The sequence below is a fragment of the Prolixibacter bellariivorans ATCC BAA-1284 genome, assembly GCF_000621705.1.
GTDB classification, from domain to species: Bacteria; Bacteroidota; Bacteroidia; order Bacteroidales; family Prolixibacteraceae; genus Prolixibacter; species Prolixibacter bellariivorans.
The window spans coordinates 175,055-194,348 of the sequence record NZ_JHXO01000009.1 but is presented as its reverse complement, the minus strand read 5'-3'; the positions used below and the strand labels follow the sequence as shown (position 1 = coordinate 194,348).

The 19,294-nt window shown below is 44.6% G+C and carries 13 protein-coding genes; 5 read left to right on the top strand and 8 right to left on the bottom strand.

Annotation, left to right across the window (positions count from 1 at the left end; translation table 11 throughout):
* Window positions 1-212: 212 nt before the first annotated feature.
* The 5 genes from T426_RS0112550 to T426_RS23615 all read right to left on the bottom strand — a co-directional run bounded on the left by T426_RS0112550 (window position 213) and on the right by T426_RS23615 (window position 6,081).
* Window positions 213-827 (bottom strand): YigZ family protein, encoded by a 615-nt coding sequence (locus T426_RS0112550; protein ID WP_025863952.1) that lies wholly within the window; start codon window positions 825-827, stop codon window positions 213-215.
* Window positions 828-830: 3 nt separating this feature from the next.
* Entirely contained in the window at window positions 831-1,691 is an 861-nt protein-coding gene (locus T426_RS0112545) for a DMT family transporter (protein WP_025863953.1), read from the bottom strand.
* Between the two features lie 79 nt (window positions 1,692-1,770).
* Window positions 1,771-3,201 carry a chromosomal replication initiator protein DnaA gene (dnaA, locus tag T426_RS0112540; RefSeq protein WP_025863954.1) on the bottom strand — a complete coding sequence of 477 codons (1,431 nt, stop codon included), beginning with the start codon at window positions 3,199-3,201 and terminating at the stop codon, window positions 1,771-1,773.
* Window positions 3,202-3,553: 352 nt separating this feature from the next.
* A complete protein-coding gene (locus tag T426_RS23620) occupies window positions 3,554-4,813 on the bottom strand; it encodes an MlaD family protein (RefSeq protein WP_025863955.1) in 1,260 nt (419 codons plus the stop codon).
* A gap of 74 nt (window positions 4,814-4,887) precedes the next feature.
* On the bottom strand, window positions 4,888-6,081 hold the full coding sequence (locus T426_RS23615; protein WP_025863956.1) for an N-acetylmuramoyl-L-alanine amidase family protein: 1,194 nt from the start codon (window positions 6,079-6,081) through the stop codon (window positions 4,888-4,890).
* A gap of 151 nt (window positions 6,082-6,232) precedes the next feature.
* On the opposite strand from T426_RS23615, the gene T426_RS23610 reads away from it, so the two are divergent.
* The gene (locus tag T426_RS23610) at window positions 6,233-8,878 is read left to right on the top strand and encodes a putative LPS assembly protein LptD (protein ID WP_157604990.1); all 2,646 of its coding nucleotides are present in this window, start codon (window positions 6,233-6,235) and stop codon (window positions 8,876-8,878) included.
* An 8-nt stretch (window positions 8,879-8,886) separates the two neighbouring features.
* On the opposite strand, the gene T426_RS0112520 is transcribed toward T426_RS23610, so the two are convergent.
* Entirely contained in the window at window positions 8,887-10,065 is a 1,179-nt protein-coding gene (locus T426_RS0112520; RefSeq protein ID WP_148303710.1) for a serine hydrolase domain-containing protein, read from the bottom strand.
* 85 nt (window positions 10,066-10,150) lie between these two features.
* Between T426_RS0112520 and T426_RS0112515 the strand changes: the two genes are divergently transcribed.
* Window positions 10,151-10,624: a superoxide dismutase [Ni] gene (locus T426_RS0112515; RefSeq protein ID WP_025863959.1), complete on the top strand. Its 474-nt coding sequence runs from the start codon at window positions 10,151-10,153 to the stop codon at window positions 10,622-10,624.
* Window positions 10,625-10,692: 68 nt separating this feature from the next.
* On the opposite strand, the gene T426_RS26100 is transcribed toward T426_RS0112515, so the two are convergent.
* The gene (locus T426_RS26100) at window positions 10,693-11,628 is read right to left on the bottom strand and encodes an HD domain-containing protein (protein WP_244957741.1); all 936 of its coding nucleotides are present in this window, start codon (window positions 11,626-11,628) and stop codon (window positions 10,693-10,695) included.
* 193 nt (window positions 11,629-11,821) lie between these two features.
* On the opposite strand from T426_RS26100, the gene T426_RS0112505 reads away from it, so the two are divergent.
* Together T426_RS0112505 and T426_RS0112500 are read left to right on the top strand one after the other, a co-directional pair.
* Window positions 11,822-14,392: a tetratricopeptide repeat protein gene (locus T426_RS0112505; protein WP_025863961.1), complete on the top strand. Its 2,571-nt coding sequence runs from the start codon at window positions 11,822-11,824 to the stop codon at window positions 14,390-14,392.
* A 42-nt stretch (window positions 14,393-14,434) separates the two neighbouring features.
* Window positions 14,435-15,544 (top strand): cellulase family glycosylhydrolase, encoded by a 1,110-nt coding sequence (locus T426_RS0112500; protein ID WP_027585784.1) that lies wholly within the window; start codon window positions 14,435-14,437, stop codon window positions 15,542-15,544.
* Between the two features lie 37 nt (window positions 15,545-15,581).
* Here T426_RS0112500 and T426_RS0112495 read toward each other — a convergent pair whose 3' ends face one another.
* Window positions 15,582-16,460, bottom strand: a complete 879-nt coding sequence (locus tag T426_RS0112495) for an AraC family transcriptional regulator (RefSeq protein ID WP_025863962.1) — start codon at window positions 16,458-16,460, stop codon at window positions 15,582-15,584.
* Between the two features lie 188 nt (window positions 16,461-16,648).
* Between T426_RS0112495 and T426_RS0112490 the strand changes: the two genes are divergently transcribed.
* Complete coding sequence (locus T426_RS0112490; RefSeq protein WP_025863963.1) at window positions 16,649-19,252, top strand: TonB-dependent receptor; 2,604 nt, start codon at window positions 16,649-16,651, stop codon at window positions 19,250-19,252.
* The last annotated feature ends 42 nt before the right edge of the window (window positions 19,253-19,294 follow it).

Here is a 19,294-nt window from a genome sequence, read left to right as displayed (position 1 = left end):
TTTGAAAGAAATATTTTTAGTCGAAACGATCGATGCATAAAATGGTGGAGAGAATGCCCTGCCCATCGCCTGAATTTGTTTCGAAAGCGAAAAGGTTCGTACAACCGAATGTTTTCAATCGCTAATGGCTGTTCATTCTTCATTAGAGACAAAGATAGGCAAACTGGTTTTGAAATATTTCAATTTCAAATCAAAATTTATTCACAATTTGCTCAGCGTGTGCCAATGCATTCGACCTTAGTTTGTTCCAGTGATGACAACTTTTCGGTGATGGTTTCGGTTTGCGACTGACGGATGGCCAGCACAATCCGGCACGAAAGCTCGAATTGTGTTTCGAGCTGCTCCAGACTATCGTCCTTGATAATTCTCATGACATCATTCATGGCCGGATATTCAAATTTCACTTCGACCAAATCTTCGACGATCCTTTCGGTGATTTCGGCCTGTTCCAGTGCATCGGCAGCGGCTGTTCCATAAGCTTTGATGAGACCACTCACACCCAGAAGCGTTCCACCAAAATACCGGACGACCACAATGAGAATATTGGTCAGCTCCTTCGATCGAATCTGTCCGAAGATGGGGCGACCGGCTGTTCCCGAAGGTTCACCGTCATCATTGGCCCGGTAGCGCTCCATATCTGCTCCCAATCGCCAGGCATAGCAATGGTGCCGTGCATTGTGGTGATTCTTTTTAAGCTCGTTCAGAATTTCCTTGATTTCGTCTTCCGTGAAAACGGGATAAGCGTAAGCGATGAATTTACTACCCTTATCCTTGTAGAGTCCCTCGGATGGTTCGGCAATGGTCAGATATGTATCGGTTGCTTCCATAAATCAGATGTAAACGAGAATAAATATACTGATGAATGAGAGAATAATACCGGTCCAGTTAACGGTACTCAGCTTTTCGCGGAAGAAGAGCATGCCGAGAATGGTGGAGAAGGCGACGATGCACATATTATTCAGACCGAAAACGACCGAGCTTGCCAGTCCACTATAAGAAAGGGCGTGCATCATGAAGTAGATGGACCCAAAGTTGGCGGCTCCCAGAAAAATTCCCCCGGCAATAACCGGCAGTCGGAAAAATTCTTTCCATCCGGGACGCTTGAACAGCGTTACCACCAATCCGATAATTCCTGCCGTGGCAAACAATACGGTTGTGAAAACAGCTGTGGTAGTTCCTCGTACGTATACCTGTTGTACGTATTTCACCATCGAATCGACTGCCCCGGTACCCATAAAAATGATGACCGGCAGCAAGATGGCACTCCAGTTGGTTTTGCCGTTTCGTTTATAAATTGCTAAAAGTACGGCAAGAATGGCGGTGGTAATTCCCAGTATCCGGAAGATGGTTACCCGTTCGCCAAAGAACAGAATGGAGTAGAGGATGGGGACCACCATCGAGAGTTTGGCGGCTAATGCTGTAATGGTGATACCCGCTTTTTGCGAGGAGCGGGCAATCAGGAAGAAGATGGCGATGAACAGAATGCCAATAAGCAGCGCGTATGGCAGCCAGCCGGCTTTTATTATTGTAGTTACCGACGGTAGGTGAGGCACCAGCCGGAAACCGAGGACTGATGCAGTAATGTAATTCAGCAAGATAACGAGGAACAGGTCGGCTCTGTATTTTTCCAAAAATTTGAATATGAAAAAGATAAGCGTCGACGACAGAATACTTAATAGTAGGTAGTGCATGAATTTGCGATGTTTTACGGACGCGAAAATATAAAAAAAGCAGACCCGGAGGCCTGCTTTCTCATCACTTAATGAAGCATTACATCTTCAGCTTGCGTTCAATTTCATCAATGTATACCCTGAAATTTTTGTCCGTGTCCTTCAGATTACTGACCGTTTTGCAGGCATGTAATACGGTCGCATGATCTTTTCCGCCAATTTGCGAACCGATAGATGCCAGCGACGATTTGGTCATGCTCTTCGAAAAGAACATGGCAATCTGCCGGGCTTGTACTATTTCACGTTTCCGTGTTTTTGCCTGTAAGTTTTCGACCGGCATTCCAAAATAGTCACAGACTACTTTAGTAATGAAGTCGATTGAGATTTCACGGCGGGTATTTTTTACCAGCTTGTTGACCATTTTAATGGCCAGGTCGAGTGTAATCTCCTTTTTGTTCAGGGTAGCCTGGGCGAGAAGCGAAATCAGCGCTCCCTCCAGTTCACGGACGTTGGTATTGATATGCGAAGCAACGTACTCGAGTACCTCTTCGGGAATTTCAATACCATCCTTGTAGATTTTCTTCCGCAAAATATTCATGCGGGTCTCAAAATCGGGGATCTGCAAATCAGCAGTTAATCCCCATTTGAATCGTGACAAAAGACGCTGTTCCAGTCCTTTCAGTTCAATCGGTGGCTTATCCGACGTTAGAATAAGCTGTTTTCCGGTTTGATGCAGATGGTTAAAGATGTGGAAAAATGTTTCCTGTGTCTTTTCCTTACCGGCGAATTCCTGCACGTCATCAATGATTAATACGTCAATCATTTGATAAAAGTGCAGGAAATCGTTACGGTTATTGTTCCGAGTCGCTTCGGCGAACTGTGTCTGGAATTTGTTGGCATTTACGTATAATACGACCTTTTCAGGATAACGCTCTTTCACTTCAATCCCGATAGCTTGCGCCAAATGGGTTTTCCCTAGTCCCGAGTTTCCGTAAATCATCAGGGGATTGAAGGCAGTTCCTCCCGGATTTTGTGCAACCGCAAAACCAGCACTTCGTGCCAGTCGGTTGCATTCACCTTCCACAAAATTATCGAAGGTATTATCCATTTTCAGTTGCGGATCGATGTGCAACTTCTGGATGCCGGGAATCACAAACGGATTCTTGATCGATTTTTCTTCCTGAGTGAGGGGAGCTGAAAGTGGCCGATTTTTAATGCTTTTGTTGTTATTGGTCGGCAACTTAACGGTGTAAGGCTTGCTGTCAACAGTGTTGTTGTTATCAACCACAACGCTGTATTCCAGCTTCGCACCCGTCCCTAATTCTTTTCGCAGGGTCTTACGTAAAATGTCAATGTATTGTTCCTCCAGATACTCGTAGAAAAACGGACTCGGTACCTGAATCGTCAATACATTCTCTTCCAATTTAACCGGAACAATAGGTTCAAACCATGTCCGAAAACTAATGGCAGGAACGTTGTCCTTTACAATCCTGAGGCAATTTTCCCAGGCCTTTTCATGGTCGTTGCTCATTTAGGCAGCAGGCTTAAAAGAAGTTCAACTTTGTTATTATTTCCATTTCCCAAGACAAAGGTTATAAAAAATTAGCCTGAAAAAAATTTCGTTGACGCTTGCATTTTAGTATCGGTTTAGACATCAGTTTATTAAAAATGTAAAAAAAAGTAAATTAATTAACTATCTAATAGTAAGGCAGTTGAGTTTTAGTGCGAGGCACAAAATCTTGGAATGTAGATTTTTGTATACTCAATTGCTTAGCTGTCTTCTGGAATCTTCCCGGTATTGATGCGGCAGGCTCTGTTACCGGGAGGGTATTTCCGACTATATTCAGCTATCGAATTTAAGAAAAATGAAATTGGAATGAAATTTATTTGTTAACCTTTTTTAACGCTCTCTCTAATCTGATTTTTTTCCCGTTTTTGAATGCTATGATCGAAGCGTCAGGAAAGACATTTTGTGCTTTATTTAGAATGGTTCTAATTTTTTCTATCGAAGAATCATTACCGGTAAAATAATTAAAGTACTTTCCTGATTTAACCTCCTGAACATCTTTAAATGTCTTAAATAGAGCTGATTCCATCGGTATTGCTGAAGTGCTGCTTACCAAAAGAACCCTAAATTTCACATCCTCATTGGGTTGCGTATTGTGTTTTGGGGTGAGGTAAATTTCCTTACCCAAGTCGAACGCAGAAAAATGGATAAAGCGTTTCGGATTTTGACGTAAATCGATTAATAAACGGTTCAGATTTTGACTAATCCGGTTGAGATTATTGTAAAGCATTGGATCGTTTACTAGCAGCCCCAAACTTCCCTCCTGGTTATTCACTTTGGCCATAATGGAGTCCAGGTTTGTCAGCATATTATCAAAACGGCTCAAAGATGCCTGTAGCTGCAAGGCTGAAAGGGTGTCGCTAACATTTGACAGGTTTTTCATGATATTATCAATGTTATCGGCGTTGTTATTCAGCGTTTCACTTATTTTCCGCATGTTCGCTATCGTAGCCGACATATTTTCCTTTTGGTCGGCCACTAACATATTCAGGTTCTTCGATGTTTCTTCGAGATTAAGAATGGTATTATTGATGTGTGCGAAACTTTCCCTGAGGTTGTCGCGGGTTTTATCATTGAATACATAGGTAACAACAGTAATAGCCGAATCAAGTGAGCCCAGCAGGTTTTCAGCTTTCGCTTTAATCGGAGCCAGCTCCTCGCTCACTTGTTGCTTTAGGTCGGCTTCAACTGATGTGCGCAGGGTATCGTAAGGCTGATAATATTCGTTGCTTTTTCCCAGGGTTAATTGTACTGAGCGGGAGCCTAAAATGTCCGTACTGACGATCTCTGCAACCGTTCCTTTGGGAATCTCAAAGTTCTTGTTGATGGCCAGTTTGACTATGAGGTCACCCGACTGGTCCTCTTTAAAATAGATGTCTCTGACATATCCGACTTTGAATCCGTTCAGGCGCACATCTGATGAGGCTTCGAGGCCACCTACATTGTGGTATTGGGCGTAGAATATGGTTTCGGATTTGAAGAGATCCCGTCCTTTCAGGAAGTTGACTCCCCAGATGAGTATGGCAAGGCTTCCCAAAGTGAGTAAGCCTATTTTCGTGGTCTTATTAATTTTCATGTGTGGCTAAGATTGATATAGAGTCTAAACAAAAGTAATGAGGAAAATCCTGATATAAAAAGCACTATTTTACTTTAGTGTTCCGCAGCGATTTTTTTGCGGGCTTTTTGTATTGATACAGGATGGCCATTTTCATAAGCTACTACATAGGCATCGGGGAATTTTTTCTGAACCTCTTTTAGTTGATTCTGAACCTCATCTTCTTTATTCGAAGCGCAGGTGAGGTATCTGTAAATATTGTTCGTCTTAATTCGATAGAGGTCGTTAACTCCTTTAAAATTACTGGATTTAGGTTTTAGTTCCCGTTTCGAAGCAGCAATCTGAATGGCAAATACTAATCCCTTATATAAATCAATTGTATCACGCCCCGAAACGGCAACCGAATCAATGGCTGGCTTTAGCTTCTTTTTTGGGGTTTCAGCAACCTGGGTGTGATACTTGCTGCGGGCCTCGATGGTTTTTTTGTAGTTTCTGAATGCACGGAATATCGCTGATGCTATCAGGGCTCTTCCGTTGTCGCTTTCCAGGTAATTCAGTTCTTTTTTGTTACTCATATAACCCGTCTCAATCAAAACACTGGGCATCGAGGTTTCCCGAAGTACAAGAAATCCCGCCTGACGAACTCCTCTGTCATGTCTGGCGGCTCTTGTTCTAAACTGATTTTGTACATCGGAAGCAAACATCAGGCTTTGGTCCAGAAATTCATTTTGAACCAATTCGAACATAATATATGATTCTGAAGAGTTGGGGTCAAAGCCTTCGTACCGTGTGGTATGATCCTTCTCCAGCAAAATAACACTGTTCTCCTTCTTGGCTACATCCAGGTTGTCTTCAGTTCGGTGTAGTCCCAGTGCATAGGTTTCGGTACCGTGGATGGAAGGACTGCCACAAATATTGACGTGCACAGAAATGAATAAGTCCGCCTTTATTTTATTGGCGATTTCTGCCCGTTTATATAGTGGGACAAAGAAATCACTGTCACGTGTGTAAACCACCTTCACATCTGGAAGGTATTCCTTTATATAATGTCCAAGCTTTAGTACAATGTCGAGCGCGATGTCCTTTTCCATTAATTTTCCTACCATGGCACCGGGGTCGCGCCCACCGTGTCCTGCATCCAGTACAACCGTCTTTAGTTTATATGCCGGCTCATTTTCTGATTGTGAATACACCGGACCGGAAAAAAGAATAACCATTCCCAGCAAAAGAGAAATGGTTCTCAGTGGCCTTAGTGCTTTTCGAAAGTGGAAGAGATTTATAATGTACATTTCGTCGCTTGCTTTATCATAACTACTACAAAAATAGAAAGATTAAATAATTTTTAGCGAGACCCCAATTCTAAAGGAGGTTTTTTTACTTTTGCACTACATAATTTTATCGCATATTCGGTAGGTTAAACGTATTTGAATAGACACGATTTTGGGTAAAAATCATCGATTATATTTTCTCTTTGTCATCCTGTTGTTTAACTCTTTGATGGCTTATGCTCAGGAACCGGTTGAACGGAAAACACCTCAGTTGCGTTCCGGAACTGTTAATCCTCAGGTGCAACCTGTAACTGAAAGGCCCTCTCAGCCTGATTCTTTGAGTAATAATAATCAGAAAGATCAGAAATCTTCAGAACAAGTACAATCCATTGATGCAGAAATCAGCTATACCGCTTCCGATTCGCTTGATTTTTCTATTAGTGGAAAAAAAGTGTTCATGTATGGTGATGCCCAGGTTGATTATAAGGATATTGAATTAAAAGCAGCCTACATCGAATTGAACCTCGATAGTAGTGAAGTATATGCGGTCGGTATGCCCGATTCAACCGGAACGATTCAGGGGAAACCAAACTTCAAGCAAGGTTCGGAAGAATTTCAGGCAGATAAGATCCGGTATAATTTCAAAACCAAAAAGGGAATTGTATTTGGTGTAACTACCGAACAACAGGGGGGATATGTACAAGCGGAAAGAACCAAGTTGGTCAATGATTCGACTTACTGTTTGAAAAACGGAAAATACACGACCTGTGATGCCGAACATCCGCACTTCTACCTGGAGATGACCAAAGCCAAAGTGATATCGAACAAGAAGATTATCACCGGTCCGGCCTACCTGGTAGTGGAGGATTTGCCCATTTATTTTGCTATCATTCCTTTTGGTTTTTTCCCAAATTCACCGAAATATTCATCAGGCTTTCTGATGCCTTCGCAAGGTGAAGAGAAAAACCGTGGTTTCTTCCTGCGCGATTTTGGTTATTACTGGGCCGCCAGCGATTACTTTGATGTGGCACTCCGGGGCGATATTTATTCGAAAGGCTCGAGGGGATTGAAATTTCATACCAACTATAAACTTCGCTACAAGTTCAGCGGAAGCTTTGACCTGAAATTTTATAAGAATGTGTTTGGCGACAAAGGCCTTCCGGGATATAAAACGCAGAATGATTTCGCGATTACCTGGAGTCACCGGATGGACCCGAAAGCAAGTCCCAACCAGACGTTTAGCGCCAGTGTGAATTTCTCGACCAGCTCGTATGATCAGAATAACTCTTATTCGACTCAGAATTACCTGACTAATACGAAACAATCGAGTATTTCATATACCAAGCGCTGGGAAAATTCGCCGTTCTCCATGTCAGCCAACCTGCGGCACTCGCAAAACAGTCGCGATACAACGATTAGCCTGACGATGCCCCAAATGACGGTGAACATGAACCGGATTTACCCTTTCAAATCAAAAGAGCGTGTTGGAAAGGAGAAATGGTACGAAAAGATTGGGGTCAGCTATACAGCAGACATTCAGAATAAAACCAATATGAAGGAGTACGACCTGCTCAATTCTTCATTTGTATCTGACTGGGAAAACGGTATTAAGCAATCCATTCCGGTCAGTACTTCCTTTAAGGCTTTGAAATTCATGACAATCAGTCCATCATTTAATTATACTGAGCGTTGGTATACCAAGCAGATCAGGAAGGATTATAACTACGATACCAATCAGATGCAGGTGACCGATACGATTTACGGATTTACCCGTGATTACGATTACTCGTTCAGCGTGGGGGCGTCTACCAAATTGTACGGTATGTACGTGCCGCGAAATCCAAACAGTAAAATCAAGGGTATCCGCCACGTGATGACGCCCAGCATCAGCTTCAGTATGCGACCCGACTTTAGTGATCCGCGTTATGGCATGTACGGAACAGTTGCTGTTTACGATTCCCTCGGAAGGCCTGAATATATTCGGTATCCGTACCATCAGAATGCCCTTTACGGTACGGCAGGGCAGGGACGTTCGGGTTCTATCGGCTTTAGCCTGAATAATACGTTGGAAATGAAAAAGCTGAAGTCGGAAAAGGACACTGCCAAAACGGACAGTAAGGATGCCTACAAGAAAATAAAACTGCTCGACCAGCTTTCGCTGAGTGGTTCATATAACCTGGCGGCCGATTCGCTGAATCTTTCAAATATCAGTGTGCGCGGGCGAACCAAAGTTGCCGGTACCAACATTAACTTCGGTGCTATTTTCGATCCCTACGCCATGGTTGACGGACGACGAATCAACACCTTCGAACTTAACCAGACAGGTAAGCTGGCACGCTTAACCTCGGCTAACCTTTCTTTTGGCTTGTCATTTAAGTCGAAGAAAAACGACGATAAGAACGGAAAAACACCGGGAGAGGAAGCTGTGGACAATGGACAGGGAAAAATATTGCCTGGTGAGTATCCCGAATACGAAGATTTCAATCTGCCATGGGATGTTCGCCTCAATTACAGCTTTCGGTACACTAAACCGAGACCAGATTTGAGTTCTAATATCACCTCGACCGTTGATTTTTCGGGTAATTTGAATTTGACGAAGAAGTGGAAAATTGGTTTTTCATCGGGCTATGATATTGGTAATAGCCAGGTGACTTTTACGCAGTTTAATGTATTCCGTGATTTGCACTGCTGGCAAATGTCTTTGAATCTCATCCCGTTTGGTTATCGGCAAAGCTATAGCTTCACCATCAGAGCCACTTCAGCACTGCTGAAGGACTTGAAACTGGATAAACGTCAAAGTTTCTACGACAACAATTAGGTTTTTCTTTAGAGAATAATGCCTGATGTTTGGAAGGCGATATCAAGTAATTGATAAAGCTCGGGAATATTGATGCGGTTAAAGTCGGGAGAACCAAGCTCCCCCTGCCGTACGACAATGATTCTTTCTTTTGGAACAATAATCAGGTACTGGCCCATTTGTCCGCGACTGAAAATGACTGTTCTTCCACGGTAGTGCGTCGTCCACCAATACCATCCCCAGTTGTTAATCTCTTTGCCCGCTGCATTGCGCAGATCATTTACCGGTGTAATCATATTCCGGAGGTAATCTTTCGGGACAATTTGTTTCCCATTCCAGTTTCCTTCATTCAGAATAAATTGTCCAATACGGGCCAAATCTCTTGCGGTTGCAAATAAACAGCAAAATGCTTTCACATTTCCAACATCATCAACCGACCAAAGGGCCGGGGATTCGCATCCCAGTGGCTTCCACAGTTTTTTCCCCAGGTAATCCGATATCGGCATGCCGGCTGCCCGTTCAATGACCATGGCCAGTAACTGGGCATTGGCACTGGTAAAATGCCAGGTTTCACCAGGCGGCTCGGAAGACTTCATTTTCAGAATCCGCTCGTTCAGATTGTTTGCGTAATAGGCCTGAAGGGAAAAGGGCCAGCGCTTGGTTATGCTCTGGGCTGGCTTCAATCCGGAGGTCATCTCGAGAAGGTGGCGGATGGTGATTCCCTGGTTCATTTTCTCGTAAAATTCGGGATAGAAATCGCTGACATGCTGATCCACATTTTCAATATAGCCATCCTGAATGGCACAGCCCATCAGCAATGAAAGAATTCCTTGTGTTAGATTATACGAGTTGGCCCTGAAATTTGCTCTGGCATCCTGAGAATAGTATTCTTTAACGATTTGATTTTGATGGACAACAACATAGCTGAAGGTGTGACCGGCGGACAGATAGATTTTCGATTTTTCCTTGAGGGGAATTTGGCTGGATTTAGGAAGTACGGACCAGGGAAGTACGTTTCCTGTTTTTACCTCACGGTTATCAAACAGCTTATAATCGTCGTAACCCGGTGTGCGGTACAGTAAGATTCTTCGACTGAAGCGGGGCATGACAAAAACAATAAATAACCCGATTAATACCAGGCTTAATGTGAAGAATATCCGTCCCCTTTGTCGTTTAGTTAGCGCCAATTCCTGTGTTTTTGTTTTCAAACAGTCGGACCAGATTATTGTTGAACAATGAGCGACTTACTGTGTTAATAATACGCAAATTAACTAACGATAAAAACCTGATATTATGAAAAAATTGGTATTTATTACCCTCTTTGCTCTCCTGGCTATGCTTTCGGGTGAGGCCAAAGCCCACTGCGAGATTCCCTGCGGAATTTATGGAGATTCACTTCGCATTCAACTGTTAAAAGAAGATATCCACACAGTGGAAAAAAGTATGCAGATGGTTACTCAATTATCGGGTGAAACGCCGGTTAATTATAACCAGTTGGTTCGCTGGGTGACCAATAAAGACGTGCATGCTACGAAGATTCAGGATGTTGCTACCCAGTATTTTATGTTTCAGCGTATCAAGGTGAGCGACGACCCGGAACAACAAAAGAAAAATGCTAAAATGCTGGGATTATTACACGAATTATGTGTGTACGCCATGAAGGCGAAGCAAACGACGGATTTGAAATACATTGGAATGATGAATGATGTAGTAGACAAATTTGCCGCTCTGTACTTCGAAGAAGCAGAGCATAATCATAGTCACTGATAGAAAGTTTAGGTAAGGAAGAAAGGCGGGAATTTTCCCGCCTTTTATTTTGTTATCGTTTTTTAGTTTTACAGAAATAGTTCACACCACTCATCGAAGCGATCGATGTTTCTCTGTCCGAACCGTCCCATCGAGTTCCGTATTTCAGTTAGCGATTTTTCTTTTTTCAGATCCTTGCTTTTGGAGAAGAATTTATCGGCAAAACAAATAATTTGTTCTTCTACCGATTCCGGCACAAAATCGCGCTCGGGCAGAGGTAGTTTGTTCTTTACCACTTCTTCCGCCGTAATGCCGACTCCGGTGTGACGTTCACATACCAGGGCGTGGTCGTTCAAACCTTCTGCTTCCAGCATTTCGCGCCCCAAATATCCGTGGCATAAATAAGGAAGTTCGCCAAAGCATCCCAGGTCGGGAGCATGGGTCTTGATAATGCCAATATCGTGCAACATGCCGGCTTCTTCAATAAACTCCGTATCGGGATTTAATTCGGGATGGCGTCGTGCTATCCACAGCGCTTTTTTAGTTACCAACTGGCTGTGGGTAACAAGAATATTGTATGCTTTTGAGTTCTTTTTGTAATAGCGGTCTATAATTTCCAGTGGTTCCATGGTCTCGGTGTTTGTGGTAAAATTAGTTGGTTGTTCGAAATATTTGCAATACTGCGGCCAATATCTTTTGTCATGCGGACGGTTTTCCACACCACATAGCGGACAGTCCCCACCAGTCAGCGAAGTCCGGCCACTACTTAGCGGGCGATCCCCACCGGTTAGCGGAGTCTGCCCACCACTCAGCGGACAGTCCCCACCGGTTAGCGGAGTCTGCCCACCACTCAGCGGACAGTCCCCACCAATTAGCGGAGTCTGCCCACCACTCAGCGGACAGTCCCCACCAGTTAGCGGAGTCTGCCCACCTCTTAGCGGACGATCCCCACCGGTGGTTACACCCGGGTGTGGGCCGGCCACCAACGCCATGGTACCAGTTGGCGTTGTGGAATTATGGTTCATTTTTGTAAGCAGTATTGGATTGGGATGTTGGCAATAAATCTTCCATTGATCCGGCAGGAAAACAAACTTAAATTGCCGGAACGATGGTGAACGAAGAGACAGCATATCAAAAAAATATTACAGAATTTCAGTTGAACAGTTTCATTCTGTTAACTGGTTAAGCTATTTTTAGAGTCTGTTAAATTGATAAGCAATGACTGAAAATATATTCCCTGAAAACAAACTATTTCTGAAAGGTCTGGAACTGCTGAAGAAAGAAAAAGTAGAAAAGGGCCTGAAGCGGATTCAAAAAGCTTTTGATTCTGGTTATAAGCCTGCCATGATATTCCTGGATTTTTATGAACAGGAGAGTTCGTGGGATAAAGCGAACAAAGCCTTTGAGGAGCTGATGGCTGAAGGATTCGAAAAGGCTGCTTTGACTATCGGGAAATGGTATTACACGGGAGAGAACCGGCAAAAGGATGCCAGTAAGTCGGTCCGCTGGTTTCTTGAGTCAGCCCGGGCTGGCGGTGCCGATGCTTGCAACTACATTGGTGAGATGCGGGAGACTGGAATCGGCCTGGAGGAAAATGACGAGAAAGCCTTCGAGTGGTACGAGCGTGGAGCCGAAAGAGGTGACATTGTAGCCAAATATAATTTTGGACGACTGGTCCGTCTCGGAAAAGGTGGTCGTCGCGATTTGGAAGAAGCGGTCGATAACTGGTACGAATCGGCGAAAGTCGGTTACGCCCCGGCCATGTACAAGATCGGTGAAGTATTCGAAGAGGGATTGTCGGTGCCGGTAAAGCTTCCCAAAGCGTTTGATTGGTATCTAAATGCAGCTGAACTTGATTATCCGGAAGCTTGTGGCAAAGTTGGCCGGTTTTACTACGAAGGACGGGGAACAGAACAGGATTACGCACTGGCTTATCATTGGTTCTCGAAAATTGATGATCCCCTGCCGGCTGATATTGCCATGAAAATGGGCAAAATACTCTTCGAAGGTCTGGGCGTCGAGAAGGATATCGAACAGGCAAAAAACTATCTGCAACAAGCTGCCGATGCTAATTTCATGGAGGCCATGTTTTTGCTCGGACGCCTGCTGGACGAATTGGGAGAATCGCACGACTGGTATCAGGTCGCGGCTGACAAAGGGTATGCACCGGCACAGGAAATTATTGCCAATCAATACCTTGAAAAAGCTGAATCGGAAGGAGCTGAATGGCTCGAAAAGGCTGCGTTGGGAGGTAATGCGGAGGCGATGCTTCGTCTGTCTTACCTGTGTGAAACGGGCGAGAATGTTGAGCAAAATACAAAGAAGGCCGTTGATTATGCCAAACGAGCTGCCGATAAAGGTGTCGTTGAAGCACAGTACCGCTATGCGAGTCTCTGCCTGGCAGGTGAAATTACCGATAAAGACGATCATGCGGCTGCCGATTATTTCAGTCGTGCTGCCGAGGCAGGCCATCCGAGGGCTGCTTACCTGGTTGGCATCATGCACGAGAAAGGCCTGAGCTATTGGTCCGATAAAGAGAAATCGTTTCAGTGGTTTATGGATGCGGCAGAGAAAGGTGTCCCTGGTGGAATGTTCCGGGTTGGTGTTTATTACGAGAATGGCATAACGGTAGAGAAGAATCCGGAAAAGGCATTTACCTGGTACCGGAAGGCCGCTGACGAAGGATATGCCCGTGCGCTTTTTAATCTGGGAGTACTGTATGAAGCCGGGCGGGGAACAGAATTCAATATTGAGAAGGCTGTGGAGATGTATCGCCTTGCGGCAGAAAAAGGTGTTCCGGAGGCGATGAATAACCTGGGGAACGCTTATCATCAGGGAAAAGGCATCGAGGCCAATTTGGAAGAAGCTGCCAAATGGTATCAGAAAGCAGCCGAAAACGGTTTCGCCTTGGGCGAATATAACCTTGGCGTGCTTTATTACATGGGCGAAGGCCTGGAAAAAGATTATTCCAAAGCTTTGCAATTGTTTGAAAAAGCCGCTGAGGAAGGCTCAGCGGAAGCAAAATACAACCTGGCGGGAATGTACTTTTATGGTGAAGGCATTCCGAAAGATCGGGAAAAGGCGTTTGCGCTCTACCGCGAAGCAGCCGAAAGCGGTTTCACCGAGGCTTGGCGAACACTCGGAGAGCTTTATTTAGATGGCGAAGGAACGGAGGCCGATCCGGTTCAGGCAGCTGAATGTTTTGCAAAAGGCGGATACGGAGGCGATAATGAATCGCGCTTTATGTTGGGGCGGCTATACTCCGGAGAAGATGAGAAGGCGGATTACCCTAAAGCGATTTCATTTTTGGAACCTGCTGCCAAAGATGGATTTTTGCCTGCTGCCAATTTGCTGGGAACCTTGCTGGTTTCACCCGAACTGGAAAAACGCAATCCGGCGGAAGCATTGAAGTGGTTGAACACCGGAGCAGAAGGCGGATTGCGCGCTGCAAAATTGAACAAAGCCACTTTCCTGAAAAGAGGAGAATTGAATGGTCCTGATTTTAAAGCTTGTTTGGAGCAGCTAAACGAACTGGCTAAAGGTGGTGACGAAATGGCCCGCTTTAATCAGGCTTTGCTGTATCTCGCTGGTTTGGGTGTTCGCAAGGACCTGGAGAAGGCCCGGGAGTTGTTGGAAGATGCGTCAGCAGGTGGTTGGCTCACGGCGGCCGAATTGTTGCACATGGATAAACTTCCTGAAGGTCCCGCAGCGCTGGAATACTGGATGCCTTACCTCGTAACCGATGCAGAAGGGAATATCTTAAAGGGAAACTTGAATCGGGCGAAATAAAAGACGATTTCCGGTTGAGCTGAACTAACAAACCTAACTACGATGGAAAGACGTGACTTTTTGAAACGAGCTGGTCTGGCAACTGCCGCGACCCTGCTTACTTCGGGCAGTACTTTGGCTTTCGATGAAGCAAAGGATATTCGTCCGGGGAACATTCCCCGCTGGTATGGTTTTAATTTGTTGGCCAAGTTTTCGGGAAATCAGCCCAACCGCAAATACGATGAGGAAGATTTCGCACTGATGCAGGAGTTGGGATTCAATTTTGCCCGGCTGCCCATGTCGTACTGGAACTGGTCGAAACCGGAAGTGGACAAATGGATGGATATCAATGAGAAAGTATTTCTCGATGTCGATCAGGCGGTGAACTTCGGACATCAGTATAATGTGCATATCAACATGAACCTTCATCGGATTCCGGGTTATTGTATTAATGGTCGTGGTCTGGAACCCATCGATTTGTTTTACGGGCCCGAGAAGGACAAGGCTCTTGAGGCGGCCATTTATCACTGGCGGTATATTACACGACGTTACAAGGGCATTCCGAACCGGCGTCTCAGTTTTGACCTGCTCAACGAACCTCCTGTCACACCCAATGAAAACTACGCCCGTGTGGTCAGAGCGCTGGTGGAAGCTATCCGGGAAGAAGATCCGAAACGACTGATTTTTGCAGACGGTATTAACGTGGGACGCGATCCGGTTCCGGAAATCGCTGATTTGGGCCTTGTACAGAGTTGTCGCGGTTACGACCCGATGCAGGTTTCACACTACCGGGCGAGTTGGGTCCCGGGATATACTCCCGATAGCTGGCCGAAACCTTCCTGGCCGTTTACTGATAAGAATGGTAAAACCTGGAATAAAGAGGTGCTCAGGAAGGAAAAGATTGATCCCTGGCGCCCGCTGATGAAGAAAGGCGTGAATGTGCATGTGGGCGAATGGGGATGTTATAAATATACTCCGCATGAAATTTGCCTGAGCTGGATGGAGGATTTTCTTTCGCTGTGGCGGGAAATGGGCTGGGGATGGAGCCTCTGGAACCTGAAAGGGGATTTTGGTATCTTCAATTCAGGCCGGAAAGATGTGAACTACGAAAACTTCCGTGGTAATCAGCTCGACCGGAAAATGCTGGAGCTGTTGCAAAAGTACCGGGCGTAATAGTGGATTGTGTGTTATTAAAAATTCTGTAGTAATTTTAGTCCTCCTTCTTCGAACTCCGGTAAATATTTCGATACTCTTTGGGAGTCGTGTGCATTATTTTTTTAAACGAACGATTAAAGTTTGAGAGGTTGTTAAAGCCACAGGCAAAGCAAATCTCGGAAATATACATGTCGCTAACGGCGAGAAGTTTGCAGGCCTCACTGACGCGGGTCTCGATTACAATCTCTGAGAAAGTCTTCTTGGTTACTTTCTTGACAAACTTACACACCGAACTCTTATTCATATTTAATTCCTTGCTTAGCTCCGTAAACGAAATGTCGTTCGATTGATAATTCTGCAAGATGTAGGAATAGATTCGCTCAATGCGGTTCGAAGCTTTCAGGCTGTCTTTCACTTCGTGATGAAAATGCGTAATGACTTCCTGTGTTTCGGAATTAGCCAGCAAATCTAGGAGACGGAAAAAATGCAGAAGCCGGTTGAACCCATTTTCGCGTTCAATCATAAACATTAATGGCAATGCTTTCGACGACGTTTCCGAATTGAAAAAGATGCCTTGCTGACTCTTGTCCAACAACTCTTCTATTTTTTTCATCTCAGGGGCATTCCAAAATGCATCGCCAAACATGTCCCTTTTAAAGTTGACTACAATCTGCTCCGTGTATTGATTGGTAATCCAGGAGTGGGGTAGGTTCTCACCAATCAGAACAAAATCACTTTCGGTATAGTCCGATATATTGTAGCCTACAAAACGCTTACCGGAACTTTTCAGTGTGTAAGTGATTTCAAAGTCGGGATGATAATGCCACACGCCTTCGTTGTGGATATCGGGACGTTTCGCCCTTACAATCCTTCTGCATAAAATTGACTGTCCCGGATCTTCAGTCAGCATTTCGATGGTCGGTCTTCCTGTCATTTATTTAGACTCGTTTTAACTTTATGTTATCAAAGTGGCATTGTGTTGACAGTAAAATTAACCATATATTAATAAAAGGCAAATAGAGTACCATAAATGGAAAATCAGAGTCAGGAGTCCGGGATTTATAGTTCATAGTTTTACCATCAGAAAATTCAATCCAAGTCCTTTTAAAAAATAGTAAACCTATGAAGACTAACATTTTTTTAGTTCATTTTCTTGCCTTAATGATGTTATCTCTGACATCAATGGCACAGGGAACAGGTACCTTATCAGGAAAGGTAACCGAAAGTGATAACGGCAATCCGTTACCTGGGGCGCAGGTATATGTCGATGGCACAACAAACGGTACCATCACCGATGGAAATGGCCATTATTCACTGAGCCTTCCGGCCGGAACGTCTACGGTCAGTGTTTCCTTTGTTGGTTATACAAAGCAAACCACAAAAGTAACCATTCAGGAAGGTAAAACACTTAACAAGGATTTTGCCCTCTCTGCCGACTTGTTTAACCTGAACGATGTGGTTGTGACTGCAACGTTTAGTAAACGGACGCAATTCGATTCTCCGTTGTCGATGACTGAAATGGACAGCAAGAAGCTGGAGAAACTGACGTCCAACAGTCAGGCTGATATTCTGCGGACGGTTCCCGGTATCACTGCCGAAGGTGGCGGTGGCGAGGTTGCCTCCAACGTGTTTGTACGTGGTTTGCCTTCCGGCGGACAGTATCAGTTTACCCCTATTCAGATTGACGGAATTCCGATTTTGAGTGCTTTCGGTCTGAACTCTTCGGCACACGATGTTTATTTTCGGAATGATTTAGGCTTCCGGAATATGGAATTTGTAAAAGGAGGTGTTTCTACCTTGTTCGGCGCTGGATCGGTTGCAGGTATTATCAACTATTCCAGTATTACAGGCTCAGCTATCCCCGAAAACAAAATTCAGCTCGAATGGGCTGATGGCGGTCGTGCACGAGCTGATGTACTCTCTTCAGGGCAGATTAATAAAACGACTTTCTATGCCTTTTCTGGTTTCCTCCGGTACGACGAAGGGCCTTTGAAGACAGGTCTGAAAACAGTTGGTGGACAATTCCGTGGAAATATCAAAAAGATGTTGAATGACGGCAAAGGTGCTTTTACTCTTTACGGACAGTACATCGATGACAAAGTAGTATTCTATTTGCCCTATCCGTTGAAAAACGACAACGGAAACTATTCCCGCCCGAAAGGAAATGACGGAAAAACAGTTTATACGACGCTGACAGGTGAGGCAACTGATTTCTCTTTCGATACTCCTTATGGTGTTCACAAATCGCAAATCAGCAATGGTGTAATGACCAAAGGTGGTTACCTGATGGCTGATTTCAACTACAATTTTGATAATGACTGGGTGTTGAAGGTGAAAACAAAATATGCCAGTTACCAGCATCAGTTTAACCTGTTTTTAGATGGTGACGGAGTACATAACGTTCCGGAATTGCAGTCTGATTACCTCGCTGCAAGAGGTTTGCCTGCCAATGCTACGTTCACGTATGTTTCTACCGGACAGCCGTTGAAACAGACAGATTTACTTTTCCAAAACCGTATTTTGGATCGCAATCGCCCGATGCAGGAATTGGTTGGTGAGTTTAACCTCTCCAAAAATTTCGACTGGGGAAGCGCGAATCATAATCTTACGATTGGAACGTTCAACTCATACACCTCTGCCCGCGACGATGATTACATTTACAGCTATCTCGGCGATTTCCGGAACCAACCGAAAATGGTGGACGTGACTTATCAGGAAAATGGCGTCACTCAGAACTATACTGAAGGCGGTTACATTGTCGGTTCCGGTTCGCAGACATCTAACAAAGTGAATGCGATGCAGAAATCGGCCGGTTATCTGGCAGACGAAATTAAGTGGAATCGATTCAATCTGGACGTCGGTCTCCGCTACGAGCATGCGAAAGGATTTATTACCAGTGAAACCGGAATCGGCTCCAATACTTTCGATAAAGGAACTGTACAAACCAATGGTTTTGCACTGGCGATGGCGGGTCTGTATAAATTGTCGCATCAAGCCAATTTGTATGCAAACTTCTCGAAAGGGTATTTCTTCCCCGAAATTCGTTCGGTGAAATTTATCAGTCCCGGTGTGACACAGTCATATAAACCTGAAAAAATTTATCAGGCGGAAGCCGGTGCTAAATTCGGATTTAAGAATTTTGCAGCCAATCTGGGCACTTACTACGTAACATTAGGCGACCGTCGTTCAGTTGATTTTGTGAATGATGGTGCTGGTGGTGTCACCGAACAGGTAAGTGTGCAAAGTACACGGACCATTGGTCTGGAGGCGTATGCAAGTTATTACCTGACCAAGAAGCTGAATTTCTACGGTAACTTAACTGTTCAGAATCACGAGTATACCAAAGTAGAAGGAAATCCGGATCAGGTTGGTAACTGGTTGAGAAGACAGCCCCGTGCCATGGGAATGTTGGGTATTGCCTACAATGATGGTGTGTTTGACGCCGGCTTATCAGATAATTTCATTGGTAAGCGTTTTGCCAACGATGCAAATACAGTGAAGCTGGATCCCTATTCCATCATGCGCCTGGATGCCGGCTACACGACGATGTTGGGCAAAACTCAGTCATTTCGTTTAGGTGTGTCGGTATTTAACCTCGCCAATTCAGTAGGCATTACCGAGGGATCGCCCCGTCAGGGAAATTCGCAGATTAGCGGTGGCGACTTTTTCGTCGGCCGTCCAATTCTGCCACGAAGAGTATATGTGAGAGCAACCTTTAATTTCTAATCAAATTTTCACTAAGTCGGTTATTCTCAAATAAGAATAACC